This window comes from Lentimicrobium saccharophilum (genome assembly GCF_001192835.1).
In the GTDB taxonomy this organism is placed as follows: domain Bacteria; phylum Bacteroidota; class Bacteroidia; order Bacteroidales; family Lentimicrobiaceae; genus Lentimicrobium; species Lentimicrobium saccharophilum.
On sequence record NZ_DF968182.1, the window covers coordinates 2,452,120 to 2,466,940 of the forward strand.

The following is a 14,821-nucleotide window of genomic DNA, read 5'->3' on the forward strand; positions in this document are numbered from 1 at the left end:
TTTCATGATGCCAAAGAACTTTTTGAAATGTCGTTTGATGTTTTGAACACTCCTAATTTCGGATTTGCGATTTCGGATTACCTTCGGTGAACTCACTTCGTTCGGTTGCGGATTTTGGATTGCGGATTTACCGGGTTGAACGTCGCTTCGCTGTATTTCTGATGCTTCAATGCTTTCAGCACAGGCAGTGATTGTGAATTATCCGCCGCCCAGCACCAGGCTGGTGGCGCTCACCCACTTCGAAGCATCGGACAGATAATAAACAATTGAATTGGCCACATCTTCCGGATCGCCCAGGCCCAGAATCTGACGGGCTTCGATCATATTTACCGCTTCCTGCGAATAGTTGGCGGCGGTATCGTCGAGCATGGGGGTGCGCACAAATGCCGGAGCCACACAATTGACCCTGATGCCTTTGGGTGCCAGTTCCAGCGCCAGTACGCGGGCATAAGCCTCCAGGGCCGCTTTTGCACTGATGTACATGGCCCCGCCCACAAAAGGATATCTTGTCGAAATGGAAGAAATATACACCAGCGAGCACTGGTTTTTAGCCAGCTTCTTTTTGCCGAGCAACCCCGCCGTAAGCAATACGGCTGCATCAAAACTCACGCGAAAGGTTTTAGCAATGGTTTCGGCGGTGATGAAGCGCGCCGGAGCCAGGTCGGAAATGCCGGTGCTGTATACCACCCCGTTCAGCACGGGCAGGGCAGCCACCAACCGGTCAATATCCGGTTGCAGGGTGAGATCGGCCGTGATTTGCTGATGCCCATCCCCTTCGAGTAACTGAAAGGTTTCATTCAGCCGGGCTGTGTCCCGGCCGGTAATCACCACCCCGGCGCCATACCCGCTGGCCGTAATGGCGGTTTGCCGCCCGAGCCCTGACGAAGCGCCGGTAACCAGAATTGTTTTACCGCTTAGATCAAATGCATTCATATCTGGAAATTCATCGTTTAGTTTACAAATTGCTACAGCGATTCTTCCCGAAGCGAGGCTCAGTTTATACTCCGGGCTGTGATGCCGGTTCCAGTTCCGTGAGCGGAGGCACCACCAGCCCTGAAGTTTCCATCAGTACACTACCCCACGACAGCCCGATTCCGAAAGCTGAAAGCAGCAGTTTCCTGGGCTTTTGTTCCAGGGCCTCCCTGATTTGTGTAACCATCGTCAACGGGATGGAAGCGCAGCTGGTATTTCCGAAATCACGCAGGGAATATGGAACACGCTCTGGCTCCACCTTCAGCATTTTGCGGATGGTTTCGTTGATCAGGCGGTTGGCCTGATGAAAAAGCAGGTAGTCAAATTCGGGCAACTCGCGGCCAAAGTGCTTGAGGGTGGTTTTTATGTTTGGCACCACCTCACGCAACGAGAAGTTAAACACTTCAATGCCGTTCAGCGCAATCTGCAGCCGGTTGCGGTAAATGCCCTCGCCGTATTTTCTGGTTGCGAAAGATTTTTTACTTGCCAGGTTTCTCACGCCCCCGTCGTAAATAATGATGGCTTCATAGCCGCTGCCGTCGGTTTGCAGGTTGAACTGCATGGGTGCCGCGCCCGGATCAAATTCCAGGGCTGTAGCAGTGCCGGCGTCGCCAAACAGCGGATAGGTGCTTTTGTCACGATAGCTGGAGGTAACGTTCGACAAATCGCCTACCAGCAGCAATCCTTTATGCAGACCGGCCGCCTTCATCATGCTGCCGATCACCGAAAGGCCGTAAACGTATCCCGAGCACCCCAGATTGATGTCGATGGCCATACAGCTTTTCGGCAGTTTCAAACGGTCCTGCAGGATGGCAGAGGTTGACGGGATGATGTAATCGCGGCTTTGGGATACAAATACCAGGATGCTGATCTCATTCCTGTCCCACTTCAGTTCGCCCAGCAATTGTTCAGCCGCCTGAAAACAAAGGTCGGATGTGGTCTGACCAGGTTCTGCCACATGGCGGTTTTCCACGCCAATGGTTTTGATTACCTGTTCCCGTTCCTTCACTTTAATCCATTTATAATCATGGTTTGAAAGCGCTTTTGGGGGAACACAGGCCGACATGCCTGCCATCCGTATATCAGAAATACTGAAAATGGCCATAAAAAAGGATTATAGTTAACCAGAACTACCCGGTTCTCATCTGGACTCTATCATCGCAAATGTACTTTAATTTTCAGTTGATCCCCCAATTTTCTAACTTTGCATGACATCTTTCATTCTCCGAATGAACAACAAAATATTGATTAATTGATGATTACGACTGCTCCGGTTCCCGCCGACCTTGGACATCTGCCAGACAAAGCTACCATTGTAACTGTGTTGCAAACGAGGGCTGCCCTGCATCCGGAACGCAGGGTATTCACCTTTCTGGGCGACGGAGAAAATGAGACCGCGGTGATTACCTACGGCGGATTGCACAAAGCTGCGACGACCATCGCAGGTAAAATATCCGCTATGGATCTTTCCGGGAAGAATGTTCTGATGTTTTATCCTGCCGGTATCGATTTCATTGCTGCATTTTTTGGCTGTCTGTATGCCGGCGCAATTCCTGTTCCGGTATATCCACCCCGGAAAAACCGCTCCCTGAGCCGGATTCGCGTTATTTCAGCTGATTGTGATGCCAATGCAATCCTTGCTACAACAGAAATTAATAATTCGCTCGAGCGCAACTTTTCTGACGACCCTTACCTTTCTGCAATCCCATGGCTTGCAACAGAGGAACTTACTCCCAGACTATCAGATTTCAAGCCAGCAGACCCGGATCTTAATCAACTTGCGTTTCTTCAGTATACTTCAGGATCAACGGGTAACCCGAAGGGAGTGATGGTAAGTCACCGGAATATTATGGTAAACCTGAAGTCACTTCAGTTGTATATGCTCATTTGCCCTGAAGATACCAATGTCCATTGGGTTCCGCAATTTCACGATCTGGGATTAATTCTGGGCATCCTTTCAACAGTTTTCTCCGGTTCACACAGCGTACTGATCCCACCGTTTATATTTATTTCAAAGCCTATTACCCTGCTCAAAGCCATCAGCAGATATGGCGCCAGACTGAGCGGAGGTCCAGATTTTGCATTTAACCATTGTATCGATAGAATCGCTAATGATGAACTTAGTGGTATTGATCTGTCAACGCTACGGATTATGTTCAGCGGGGCAGAACCCGTGCGAAAACAAACCATGGACAGATTCAGTGAAAAATTTTCATCCTGTGGTTTTAAAACCGGCGCCTTCTTTCCGGCTTACGGAATGGCGGAATCAACGCTGATCCTGACCGGCGCCAGAAATGAAAAGGGACCATTCAGTCTGCCTGTTAAAACCAATTCCCTTAAAGAGAATCTTATCGAAATGGCCGGCCCGGAAGATGATATACATTACATTGTCAGCAATGGTATCCCGATTATGGATACTGAAATAATTATTGTGAATCCTGACAATTCCCTCAAGTTGGAGGAAGATCGGGTGGGTGAAATATGGGTGAGCGGCACTACCATTACAAAAGGATACTGGGATAATGAGAGGCTGACAGCTGAAACCTTCGGCGTTTCACCGGCCGGAATGAACGACCCCCGTTGGCTTCGAACAGGAGACCTAGGCTTTTTACATCAGGGGGAGTTGTATATTACCGGACGGCTTAAAAATTTGATCATTATTAACGGGAAGAACTTTTATCCCCAGGACATTGAGAAAACGGTTGAAAACTGCCATCCTTCCATCCGCAAAACCTGCGTAGCGGCTGTTCCGCTCGAAGTAAATTACAAAGAAAGCCTGTGCATCATTGCCGAACTGGAAAGGACATATCTGAGAAAGCCTGATACAGCAGGCATTCTTGAACACATCGTTGCATCGGTATCGGCCGAACATGAAATTCAGCCGGCGCGTATCAGCCTGATCCGCACCGGATCAATTCCCAAAACTTCGAGCGGAAAGATGATGCACAAAGCAGCCCGTGAAATGCTGCTCAAAGGTGAACTGGAGATTATTGCCGAAAAAATCTTTCCCGAAGCAGATTTTTCTGCAGAACTTCAACCTGATAACATCAGTCTGTCAGATTTTATCTGCAACTGGGTTTCTGCAAAACTGAATCAGGGGAAACCCGTGGGCAATTCAGACGCACTGATTGCTTACGGAATTGATTCGCTCAAAGCCTCGGAACTTTCGGATGAAATCAAAAACAGATATGGCATAGAACTGCCGCCGTACCGGATGTTCGAAGATATTTCCATCGATCTGCTTGTCAGGGAAGCCGGCAGCAGGCAGTAAAAATTTATACGACCAGTCCGCAACCGATGGTATAAAATCCGGTTTTGCCGGGGTGAATGAACATTTTTAAGGGGTGGTTTATTACCGGCCGGTTAGCTGACCCTTTCTTCAATAATCCTGTAAATATCTGCGACAGTCTTCGAATTCGCAATATCCTCCGCATTGATGGCCACGTCGTATTCCGTCTTAACCATGGCAATAAGAATCAGTGCATTGATGGAATTCCATTCAAACACTTCCCTGAAAATACTTTCCGGCTTCAGGGTTCCGGGCGTCAGGTCATCAAATTCTTCCTCAATGTGTGTAATAAAGTCGTCAATGTTCATAAAAGCGGCGTTAATTGATGCGGCAAAGTTAGGAAGTTTCAAATACCAATACAGCAAAGCCGGAAATGTAAAATGAAATTTCACACATCAGGATAAAAGTATTTAGTAATATTGCCACCGGAATTAGAGTCCGAAGATTGAAATGACCGAAAAAAGGAAGAGAAAACTGCTTCTGATAAATCCGATAAACCAGCACCGGCTGGGCTTTTCAAATGACCCCAGCACCAGTTACATGCCGTTGGGGCTCGGTATAATTGCCGCGCTTACACCTGACCACTGGGAGGTGGAACTGATTGATGAGAGTTTTGAACTGTGCACCTTCCGGCCTGTGGATATGGTAGGTTTCACCGCCTTTACGGCCAATGCTTTTCGCGCCTATGAACTAGCGGCCATGTTCAGAAGTCAGGGGGTGCATACCGTGATGGGCGGCATCCATGCCAGCATGATGCCCGAAGAGGTCGTCAACTATGTTGATACCACGGTTTCGGGCGAAGCCGAACTGGTCTGGCCCCAGGTGATCAGGGATTTTGAGGAGGGCAGCGTTCAGAAATTGTACCAGGGTGGAATTACCCCGGTTGATAAAATACCGCTTATACGCAGGGATATTTACAAAAAATACCCCTATGTGTATGATCTGATACAAATTTCACGTGGCTGTCCCATGGGCTGCGATTTCTGCTCGGTCACCAAAATGTGTGGTTCAAAATACCGTGAACGCCTGGTTGAAGAGGTACTTGATGAACTGGAACAGACAGACAGGCCACTGTTGTTTATTGTTGACGATCACCTGATCAATACCAACAAAGGGGCTGAAGAGCGGGCCATCCGGCTTTTCAGGGGAATGGTTGAGCGGAAAATCAACAAGCTGTGGTTCGGACAGGCGGCCATGAATTTTGCCGATAACGACGAAGTGCTGCATTGGGCGGCCAAAAGCGGCTGCACCCTGATTTTGCTTGGCATTGAGGCCGAAAAACCCGAAGCCCTTAAAGATGCCCGCAAACGACTGAACCTGAAGAAGGGAGTGGATTACTACCAGGAAGCCTTCAGAAAAATCCACAAACACGGTATAGCCGTCCTGGGAGCTATGATCTTCGGTATGGAAAGCGACAACACGCAGGATTTATACAATCGAATGGAATTCTGCCTGAACAGCGGCATTGATGCCATGCAAACCAGCATCATGACCCCGTTGCCGGGCACCGACCTGTTTTTCCGGCTGCGCGACCAGAAAAAGATCGATCTCTGTAATTATCCCGAAGACTGGAAGCATTACCACTTCAAGGAAGCCACGATGGGTACCAACCATATGACCCGCGAAGCGTTGCAGCAAACCATGCGCGACATCTGGATGAAGCTTTACAAAAAGGATAATATCCGCAAAATGATGTTTAAGACATTGTGGCGGACCGGAAACTTTAAAGCGGCCTACTGGGTTTACGGAACCAATCACAATTACGGGCGCATTGTGCTGGAGGACCTGCTCGGGGATCAGCCGGGCAACCTTAACCGAAACCTCGAATGGATAGGCAGAAAACGTTCATGGTATATCCGCCTGACCAATCCTGTGTTGACCATTATTTATGCCATCTGGTGGAAATATATGGTAAGGCGGTTTACCGGCAGGCATTAGTCGCCGGATTTTCGGGTGGCAGCTTTGCGGTATATCCTGTAAAACACCTGCAACTTCATAAAAACCCATGAAGCCGGTCCGTAAGGCAGGAGGCTGCCCAGCCGCATGGCCGTGTTCATCATACGGGCGTAGAGCAACACCGGCAACGATCTGATCATCAGCAAGGGATAACTACCCCTGAACTCCCTTTCATAACCGTGCTCGTCTGCATTGCGACCGGCAACCATATCCATTACCTTTACTTCTTCCGGAGTCAGCGCGTCCTTCCAGATGGCAATGCGGCCCGTGTTTACCGGTTTCATCAGGCTCTCATGGTTCCGGATCTGGTATTCGGCGGCACGCTCTTTGGCCCCTTCCAGTTTTTTCCGGTATTCAAGCTGCTCCGGATAGAACTCCAGATTCAGAAAATTACAGATTTCGCGGGTTTTCTCCTCAGGGGCAGCGGCCAGATCCTCATAACGCAGGCGGAGTACCTGATCGGGCGCTTTGCGGATAATTTTGTCCATCAGCTTGTTGGCCCTGACCCAGCGATAGGCGATCAGGGCCGGGATGGGCGCCTCGAAGGTTACTTTTCGCAACGAAACCAGGTTATCGCGGTAATCCCTGGTAATGTGGATAAACTTCGCGTCGGGAAACATCCTGAAAAGACGGTCGGCATAAAAGGAATAAACCGGATTCTTATCGCCGAACCACAGGGTTTCAGTCTTGTCGAACACCGACTGGTACCCCTGGTAAACCAGCCTTATCAGCAGATGAAAACTGATTTCTCCCTGATAACCGAGTATCCGCTCCTTCAACCCCTCTTTCTCCACCCTCCAGCGTTCGAAATAGGGCTGTTTGCTAAGGTCGGCATACAGTTCATCAACGGCGGCCTCGTCCCAGGTGCGTACTTTTTTGTACTTGCGGTAAAGATTCAGAATTACCGGGCTTTCGAATGGAATCACCACGTTGGGGTGCGCATCAAAAATGGAGCGAAGCAATGTGGTGCCCGAACGCGGGCGGCCGATGATAAAAAAGAAAGGGACGTCTATAATATTTGTTGTCATATGTTCAGAATAGCAGCCGGCAGGGTTGTTTCGGCAAACTCACCGGCAAGGTAGCGTTGCATCAGCTTATACCGTTGCAGTTTCCCGCTTGATGTTTTCGGGATTTCATTGGATTTAACCATCACCAGCTCATCAACGGTAATGCCCAGGTTGGCCCGCAGCAGGTTGCGCAGCTGCCTGAAGGTCTCCGTGGCCTTTTCACCGGGCGAACCGGCCAGAAAAGCGATCACTTTATCATGTCCCGTTTCGCGGCTGGTTGTACCACCGAAACAAACCTTGCCATAACTGATTTCGTCGACGGTGCAGGCCATGGTTTCCAGATCGTTGGCAAAATAGTTACGTCCGTTTTTAAAAATAATATCCTTGTGCCTGCCGCTCACATAAAGGTTGCCTTTGTAAAAGAAACCGATATCGCCGGTACGCAGCCATTCTCCGCAGAAGGCAGCCCGGGTGGCTTCGGGTTTCCGGTAATATCCACTGGTGATACCGGGTCCTTTCAACTGAATGTGGCCCGTCATTCCGTCCTCTACCGGACTGTCGTCATGACCGGTGATACGGATCCACGTGTCGTTCAGGGCAATGCCCACGCCCGACAGCAGCCTGGCACCCGGATCATCCACCGGCACTTCCACGGCTATGCCTTCCAGATCGAGTCTGGTCGCATCAAAGGCAGTGATCACCGAAGGCCGCATCAGGGGCGTAAATGAAATGGCCAGCGTGGCTTCGGCCATCCCGTAAACCGGCATCATGGCTTCGGTTCTGAATCCGAAGGGCTGCAGGCGCTCCACAAAATCGTTCATAATCTGCACCGAGATTGGCTCTGCCCCGTTGAGCATGGCCTTCATCGAAGAAAAATCCCAGTCCGGCAGGGTCTTTTTCCTGCTCAGATAGCGAAGTACCAACGCCAGCCCGAAGTTCGGACAGCCGGTAACGTTAATCCGGGACCCACTCATCAGATCAAGCCACAAACCGGGATTCTTTATAAAATCTATCGTTTCGGTGTGAAACTGATAAATGGAGCAATAAAGTGGTACCAGATGGTACCCGATCAGCCCCATATCGTGGAACAAAGGCATCCAGTTACCGGTGCGGTCAGGGAAATGCAGATCAAGGCCGATCCGGATGGCATCCATATTTACCATCAGGTTTTGATGGGTAAGCATAATGCCCTTGGGATCGCCCGTGCTGCCCGACGAAAACTGAACAAATGCCAGGTCGCCGGGTTGCAGATACGGTGCTTCAAAGTTTCCGCTACAATCAAGATCATTGACATGTTTAACTTTTTCATCAGGAAGCCCATCAGTCTCAGCCATTTCCTCACTGAAAAATATATAAGGTTCTCCGAACTGCCGGTAAACATTTTTCAGTTTCTCCACGGCAGGGTTGTATCCCGAAAAGGTAAGGGGCGGCTGGAGCACCGTAGGTACTACCCCCGCCAGGAAACAGGCCCAGAGCAGGGTGATGGTTTCCCGGTTCTGCCGGGTTGCAATGATGGCTTTGTCGCCGGACAGCATCCCCAGCGCCTGTAATCCGCAGGCAAGCGAAGTGGCCTCATTCAAAAGTTCAGCATAGGTTTGTCTGTCAATTTCCCCTTTCTCGTCCATATAACCGGTATACAGAGGCGCAGGGTATGCAGCAGCCCGCTTCAGCAGATCAGGCAGGGTAAGCTCAGGTTGATAGTAGGCAGAGTTTTCGGGCATCGGTGATACTTATTGTTGAGGCCGTCCTGAACGGCGCGCCAGGTCAAGATAATAATCGGCTTTCGCTGAATCGCCAACCTTCTGGTAGTAATTCCGGAGCCGCATATTGAGTTCAAAATTATTCGGGTTAATCCGGATGGCCTGCTCAAAATATTCCAGGGCTTTGGCAGCATCCCCGCCGCGCATGGCATAAGTGCCCAGATTGATGTAGGGCAGGTCCAGCCCGGGCTCTATCGTAATAATATCTTCATTCAGGGCAATGGCCTTTTCGGTTTGTCCGGTCTTCTGATAGAGTTGGGCAAGGTTCGACATGGCCCTGATCTCGAAAGGCTGGAGTTCCAGCGCCCTTTCGTAATTCGAAATGGCTTTTTCAGGCTGACCGGTCACCTGATAGGTGTAACCCAGGTTATAAAACGCAGCCGTAAACTGCGGATTATGCTCCACGGCTTTTTCAAAGTACTGTATCGCCGAATCGGACTCGTTGAGCAGCAGCAGAAATGACTCACCCAGGTTATTCCAGGCATCGGCATAGGCAGGATACACCCTGGTTGCCTGTTTAAAATGCTTTATGCAAATCCGGGCATCAGGGACAATCTGCTGCCGCGGCACGCCCGATTTCAGCCTTTCCACTACCGAAGAACGCAGATTGGTAGCATAGATAAAATTAGCTTTAGCCGATTGCTCCAGATAGGGCATATCCGCGGCATAAAGGGTCAGCTCATCCTTCCAGTCGCGGTTGCGGTCGATGGTTTTGGCGGTAGCCGGGATGGCAAGAATCACCGCAATGAGTACCGCGTAATTCTTCACCCTGGCCGGCAAGAGCTCTCCGGCAGTAACCGGGCCGAAAATCCTGAATATCCCGTAAACCAGCGCAAGTACAAATCCCAGGGAAGCAATATAGAGGAAGCGCTCCGCCACTATTCCCGTGGGAGGAGCAATCAGGTTGGAAAACAGCGAAATATTCACCAGGTAGAAAAGTATGGCAAATGATAGCAGGTGTTTTTCCCTGATCTTCCACAATGCAAATCCAAGCAACCCTAAATGGATCAGCAGCGAAAGCCATACCATCGGGTTTGCCAGACCGGTAACGGGAATCATATTAAATCCATAGTAGAACCCCAGCGGATGGGGGAAAACCAGTTTCTGAAGGTAAAACAGCATCACCATCATGGAGGTCCCCAGACGCTCGGCAAGGGAGGCGCCCATAAGCAGAGGATTCTCGATAAACTGCAGGGAACGGGTGGTCTCACCCAGAAAAATTCTTGGCACCACAACCGCAACGGCCAGCACCAGCAGCAACGGAATCAGCATCAGCAATATCTGACGGGGTCTGACATCCGTAAAGAAATAAAACACCAGCGGAATCACCGCCAGAAAGGTCATCACATTGGCTTTGGACAGGTAGCCCAGCCCAAAAAACAAGGTACCCCACAATATGTTAATCTTTTTACCTGAATCGCAAAATCTCAGAAAGTATTTCAGCGAAAGCAGGGCTCCCAGAAAACTGAGCAGCTCTTCCCTGTTCTTCAGGCTCGCCACCACTTCGGTATGCAGGGGGTGCGCCAGAAACAACATCACGGTAAGCAAGGGTAACAACACATGATATTTTCCGAGCAGCCGCCGCAACAGTATAAACAGCAGGATTCCGGTAAGGGCGTAAAGCAGGACATTTAAGAAATGGCTCACGTGGGGATTCTCGCCGAAAAACTGCCACTCAAGGGCAAAAGTGGCTTTGGCCAGCGGGCGGTAACCGAAGTTGTGCTGTCCGCCCTCCTCGGCATTCAGGTTGATGTAATACGATGAGAAGATGGCGGGGATGGCCCTGATACCCTGCTGGGTGAGGGGATTCTTTCCGGTAACATAGACATCGTCGAGAGAATACCGGTTATTGATGGTGTTTCCGTATAGAATAAACGCAAATGCCGTGATCAGAAGATGATAAGGCAGATTGCCCCACGATCGGGTGTTTGCCTTCTTTTCCGGTTTGGAAGTCAGGGGTTTGCTCCTCTTCTTGGGCGTACTCATAATGCACAGGTTACGTAAAGCGCCGGATTCAGATCCCGGCAGCCGGGTATCTCCGTTTTCAGGCGCAAAGTAACACAAAAATCAGATTGACCCGTAAGTGTTTATCCGGGAACCCCCTGCCAACCGCCCGGGCGATTTTGGAATAAATTCGCCGAAAAACTGCATTTTCCCTACTTTTGTCCGGCACAATGCGCCGGCCACATGTTGTTCAATTCCATCGGATACCTGATATTTCTTCCGCTCACCGTAGCGGCGTATTATGCGCTTCCGGGAAAATGGCGCTGGATATTACTGCTGGCGGCAAGCTACCTGTTTTACGCCATGTGGAAGGTAGAGTATGTGCTGCTGCTGATGGCCGCCACCGCCGTTTCGTATTATGCAGCCCTGGGCATGGAAGCCCACACCGTTAAAAAGCGGAAGAAGCCCTGGCTATGGACTGCCCTGACCGTCAACCTGGGCATGCTGTTCATATTCAAATATCTGGGCTTCTTCACCGGACTGATTTCCGGATTGTCGGATCTGACGGGGCTTCCCGGACAAATTCCGTATTATGCCATTTTGCTCCCTGTCGGGATTTCATTCTACACATTTCAAACGCTGGGATATGTCATCGACGTATACAGGGGAGTTACAAAACCAGAAAAACACGCCGGAATTTTTGCCCTGTATGTCACCTTCTTTCCTCAGCTGGTAGCCGGCCCCATCGAAAGGGCGCGCAACCTGATGCCGCAGTTCCGGCAGGAACACGCCTTCGATCCGGCTGCTTTCGCTTCAGGACTTCGGCTGATCCTTTGGGGGTTGTTCAAGAAAATCGTGATAGCCGACCGCATTGCCATGCTGGTACAGCCGGTATACGGACAACCTGAATACTTTCACGGTATACAGATCGCCATCGCACTCCCCCTGCTGATTATCCAGGTATATGCCGACTTTTCAGGTTACACCGATATTGCCATTGGTTCCGCCCGGCTGATGGGTTTCAGGCTGAGCCGGAACTTCAACCGGACTTTCTCAGCCCGGTCGGTGGCTGATTTCTGGAACCGCTGGCACATTACCCTCACCACCTGGCTCAGGGATTACGTCTACTTCTCGCTGCCCTCCAGATTCAGGGGCAAAACAGCTGCCTGGCGCCTTAACCTGAACCTGATCATCACATTCACCCTGGTGGGCTTCTGGCATGGCGCCCAATGGAACTTCCTGATTTTCGGATTAATACATGGCATCTATATGGCCCTTGCCATTATCAGCAAGCCCATGATGGAAAAGTTTAACCGCTTCAGCGGGCTGGCTGCCGCCCCCGCGCTGCTCAAAGCACTGAACCAGGCGTCAACTTTTCTGCTGGTCAGTGCCACAGGCTTTTTCTTCGGACAGCACAGTTTCTCCTCCACCCTCACCCTGATCGGAAATATCGCCGACTTCAGCAATACCGGCATTGCCCTGAGGCAAATGTTGCAAAACAACGACTTTACCCTCAGCCTGATCCTGATTGTGTTTATGCTGCGCTTTGAGGCGCTGGCCGGCCGGCCGGGATGGAAGGAGCATTTTATGCAACGGCCGCTGCCCGTGAGGCTTGCTGCATATCTGGCCGTTTTGTTCTTTCTGCTTATTTTCGGGATTTTTACACGCCAGGAATTCTTTTATTTCCAGTTTTAAAGATGGACAGACAAAAACAGTTTTTCAGAAATGCGCTGATATTCCTGCTGCTGACACTGGCAGTGAATGCAGTGCTGAATGCTGTTTATGACCGCACGATGATCTACCACCGCCTGAACCGGAACCAGGACAGGCAGTTTGAGGAGTACAACGACACCCTTACCTTTCTGATGCTGGGCAATTCGCACGACATGATCAATCCGGCAATTACCGGCAACAGTTTCAATTATGCATCGCCGGGCGAGGTGTACACCCAGACCTATTATAAGCTGAAATACATCCTTGAGAAAACAGGGAAGGCCCCTGAATATGCCGTGCTCTCAGTGGATCCGGCCAACTTCAGCCCCAAAGCCGAAAACACCCTGAAGTTCGACGGGTACTGGCGCAAATATGTGGATTATCCGGCCCTGGCCAGGGAAACCGGAGATTACGACTATTACATCAAATGGTTTACCGGCCGCTTCTGCGCTTATATCGGAAACTACAAGTTTATTTACATGTCGGTACTCTTTCGCGATGCCGATTTCACCCAGGTGAAAAACGGGTATCGCCCTCCGCGCGATTACCGGAACTTTGCAGAAGAACCTGACCGGAATGCGCTGGGGCTCGAAAGGGCTACATCTTACCTCGCAGGCTATGGCAATAAGCCCGACAAGGGCCCTGAAACCTATTTCCGGAAAATCCTCAGCCTCTGCCGTGATTACGGCATTACCCCCGTCCTGGTAAGGATGCCCCTCACCGATGAGTACCTTATGCACGCCCGTAAACTGGTCGATCTGGATAACCTTGACCGGCAGATTGAAGAAATCGCCGGTGAAGTCAGTGGAAACTATATTCTGCTTGATTTCAGGGAAGCGCTGAGCGGGAGGCCGGAGTTGTTTTTCAATGCAGACCATGTGAATCCCCGGGGTGCCGATATCGTCAGCGAAAAATTCAGGGCAAGGATGCAGGCACACATCAACCCGTAAAAGCGGAAATCTACGGACAAGATGCCCGCTTATCTTGTTCCGGCTTATGCGTGAACAGGCAGGCAGATTTTTGTATCAACAACTCCTGAATACAATTTCCAAAAAAAAGAAACCCGACAAGCCGGAATAACATCCCCTTTCAAGGTGAACCGGCTCGTCAGGCTGGCTTTATCAGCTGTATACTTCAGCAGATACTATGCAATATTTTATTTCAGGCTTCCTTTGCCCGGGATGCCGTTGGTCCGTGACCAGGTAAGGGTTTTGCTGATCATCGACAAACCAGCGATACCGGTAACCTCCAGCACGTTTCCATTGCCAGTAACTTTGGCTTTGCAGTCGAATGTGCGACCGGTTTGCGGCTGGTAAGCCTTTCCACCTTCATAAATCTTTTTGGCAGCATTGTATTTCAGGTTATAAACCATCTGGGTGCCAAGCACAGGGTTGTTCCTTTTGGCCTTGTTCGGGTTATTCACGTCTCTTACCGGTTTGCCCGATTTGTCGTTGGGCTGGCGCAGCCATACGATTTTACCATTATACACATCCCCTGTTTTGGTAAAATGAATGATAGACGCTTTGTTGGCAGTAAGCCAGTACCCGGTAATGTCCTTGGGCGTGGTCACCGGTGATTTCTTTTCGTCCGAAGCCTTTACGGGAGCAACTGATTTGGGCTTAATAGGTGCTGTTTCTTTGGATGACTGCTTTTGCGGTGCAACTTTTTGATTTGCCGGTGTTGCTTTCTGGGGAGCCACGGATTTGGGGTTCCCGGCCGGGGCAACTTCTTTGGTGGCTTGTTTCTGAGGAGCGGCTTTTTTATCGGCCGGAGCAACCTTACCCTGAACCTGTTTCTGTGGCACACCCTTCTGATTTGCCGGCGTTACCTGGGGTGCAGGCTTGGGAGCCACCTCTTTTGTGGTTTGCGCTTTCGTCTCCTTCGCAGCAGTACCTGCGGGCTTCATTTGCTTTACAACTACCGAAGGTTTTGCTGTTTCAGATTCTTTGGTCGACTGCTTTTCCGGTTGTGTCTGGGCAAAAGTTGCCGAAGTCACAAACATGAGAGCAAGCGTCAAAATTTTGAATTTCATGGCACAATGATTTTGGTGTATAGATTTGAAATAACATCTGAGGCTGATGCAAAAATAACACCATAAACCAATTTTTTAAACAACAAATATGGTTTTGTAGACAAATTGCACTTGTCACGGGAATAAAAACTGAATTTCAGCGGTACGT

11 protein-coding genes are annotated in these 14,821 nt (G+C 50.1%); 4 read left to right on the plus strand and 7 right to left on the minus strand.

Annotated features, from left to right (window positions below; translation table 11 throughout):
* Positions 1 to 198: 198 nt before the first annotated feature.
* Both TBC1_RS09480 and TBC1_RS09485 read right to left on the minus strand, forming a co-directional pair.
* A complete protein-coding gene (locus TBC1_RS09480) occupies positions 199 to 933 on the minus strand; it encodes an SDR family NAD(P)-dependent oxidoreductase (protein WP_062041345.1) in 735 nt (244 codons plus the stop codon).
* Positions 934 to 997: 64 nt separating this feature from the next.
* The gene (locus tag TBC1_RS09485) at positions 998 to 2,077 is read right to left on the minus strand and encodes a 3-oxoacyl-ACP synthase III family protein (protein WP_062041348.1); all 1,080 of its coding nucleotides are present in this window, start codon (positions 2,075 to 2,077) and stop codon (positions 998 to 1,000) included.
* 150 nt (positions 2,078 to 2,227) lie between these two features.
* On the opposite strand from TBC1_RS09485, the gene TBC1_RS09490 reads away from it, so the two are divergent.
* Complete coding sequence (locus TBC1_RS09490) at positions 2,228 to 4,243, plus strand: AMP-binding protein (protein ID WP_062041352.1); 2,016 nt, start codon at positions 2,228 to 2,230, stop codon at positions 4,241 to 4,243.
* 92 nt (positions 4,244 to 4,335) lie between these two features.
* Here TBC1_RS09490 and TBC1_RS09495 read toward each other — a convergent pair whose 3' ends face one another.
* Positions 4,336 to 4,569, minus strand: coding sequence for an acyl carrier protein (locus TBC1_RS09495; RefSeq protein WP_137305559.1), 234 nt, complete (start codon positions 4,567 to 4,569; stop codon positions 4,336 to 4,338).
* Between the two features lie 142 nt (positions 4,570 to 4,711).
* Here TBC1_RS09495 and TBC1_RS09500 point away from each other — a divergent pair, with 142 nt between their 5' ends.
* Positions 4,712 to 6,199, plus strand: coding sequence for a B12-binding domain-containing radical SAM protein (locus TBC1_RS09500; protein WP_062041357.1), 1,488 nt, complete (start codon positions 4,712 to 4,714; stop codon positions 6,197 to 6,199).
* Here the strand turns inward: TBC1_RS09500 and TBC1_RS09505 are convergent.
* Genes TBC1_RS09505 through TBC1_RS09515 form a run of 3 tightly spaced genes read right to left on the minus strand, consistent with a single transcriptional unit; the run spans position 6,196 to position 10,970 of the window.
* Positions 6,196 to 7,245: a sulfotransferase family protein gene (locus TBC1_RS09505; protein WP_062041360.1), complete on the minus strand. Its 1,050-nt coding sequence runs from the start codon at positions 7,243 to 7,245 to the stop codon at positions 6,196 to 6,198. The genes TBC1_RS09500 and TBC1_RS09505 overlap by 4 nt on opposite strands.
* Complete coding sequence (locus tag TBC1_RS09510) at positions 7,242 to 8,945, minus strand: AMP-binding protein (RefSeq protein WP_062041363.1); 1,704 nt, start codon at positions 8,943 to 8,945, stop codon at positions 7,242 to 7,244. Before TBC1_RS09510 ends, TBC1_RS09505 begins: the two co-directional genes overlap by 4 nt.
* 9 nt (positions 8,946 to 8,954) lie before the next feature.
* On the minus strand, positions 8,955 to 10,970 hold the full coding sequence (locus TBC1_RS09515; protein WP_137305561.1) for a tetratricopeptide repeat protein: 2,016 nt from the start codon (positions 10,968 to 10,970) through the stop codon (positions 8,955 to 8,957).
* 201 nt (positions 10,971 to 11,171) lie between these two features.
* Here TBC1_RS09515 and TBC1_RS09520 point away from each other — a divergent pair, with 201 nt between their 5' ends.
* Entirely contained in the window at positions 11,172 to 12,623 is a 1,452-nt protein-coding gene (locus TBC1_RS09520) for an MBOAT family O-acyltransferase (protein ID WP_062041369.1), read from the plus strand.
* Between the two features lie 2 nt (positions 12,624 to 12,625).
* The gene (locus TBC1_RS09525) at positions 12,626 to 13,591 is read left to right on the plus strand and encodes a hypothetical protein (RefSeq protein WP_062041371.1); all 966 of its coding nucleotides are present in this window, start codon (positions 12,626 to 12,628) and stop codon (positions 13,589 to 13,591) included.
* A gap of 206 nt (positions 13,592 to 13,797) precedes the next feature.
* On the opposite strand, the gene TBC1_RS09530 is transcribed toward TBC1_RS09525, so the two are convergent.
* Positions 13,798 to 14,673 (minus strand): DUF2147 domain-containing protein, encoded by an 876-nt coding sequence (locus TBC1_RS09530; protein ID WP_062041373.1) that lies wholly within the window; start codon positions 14,671 to 14,673, stop codon positions 13,798 to 13,800.
* Positions 14,674 to 14,821: the final 148 nt, after the last annotated feature.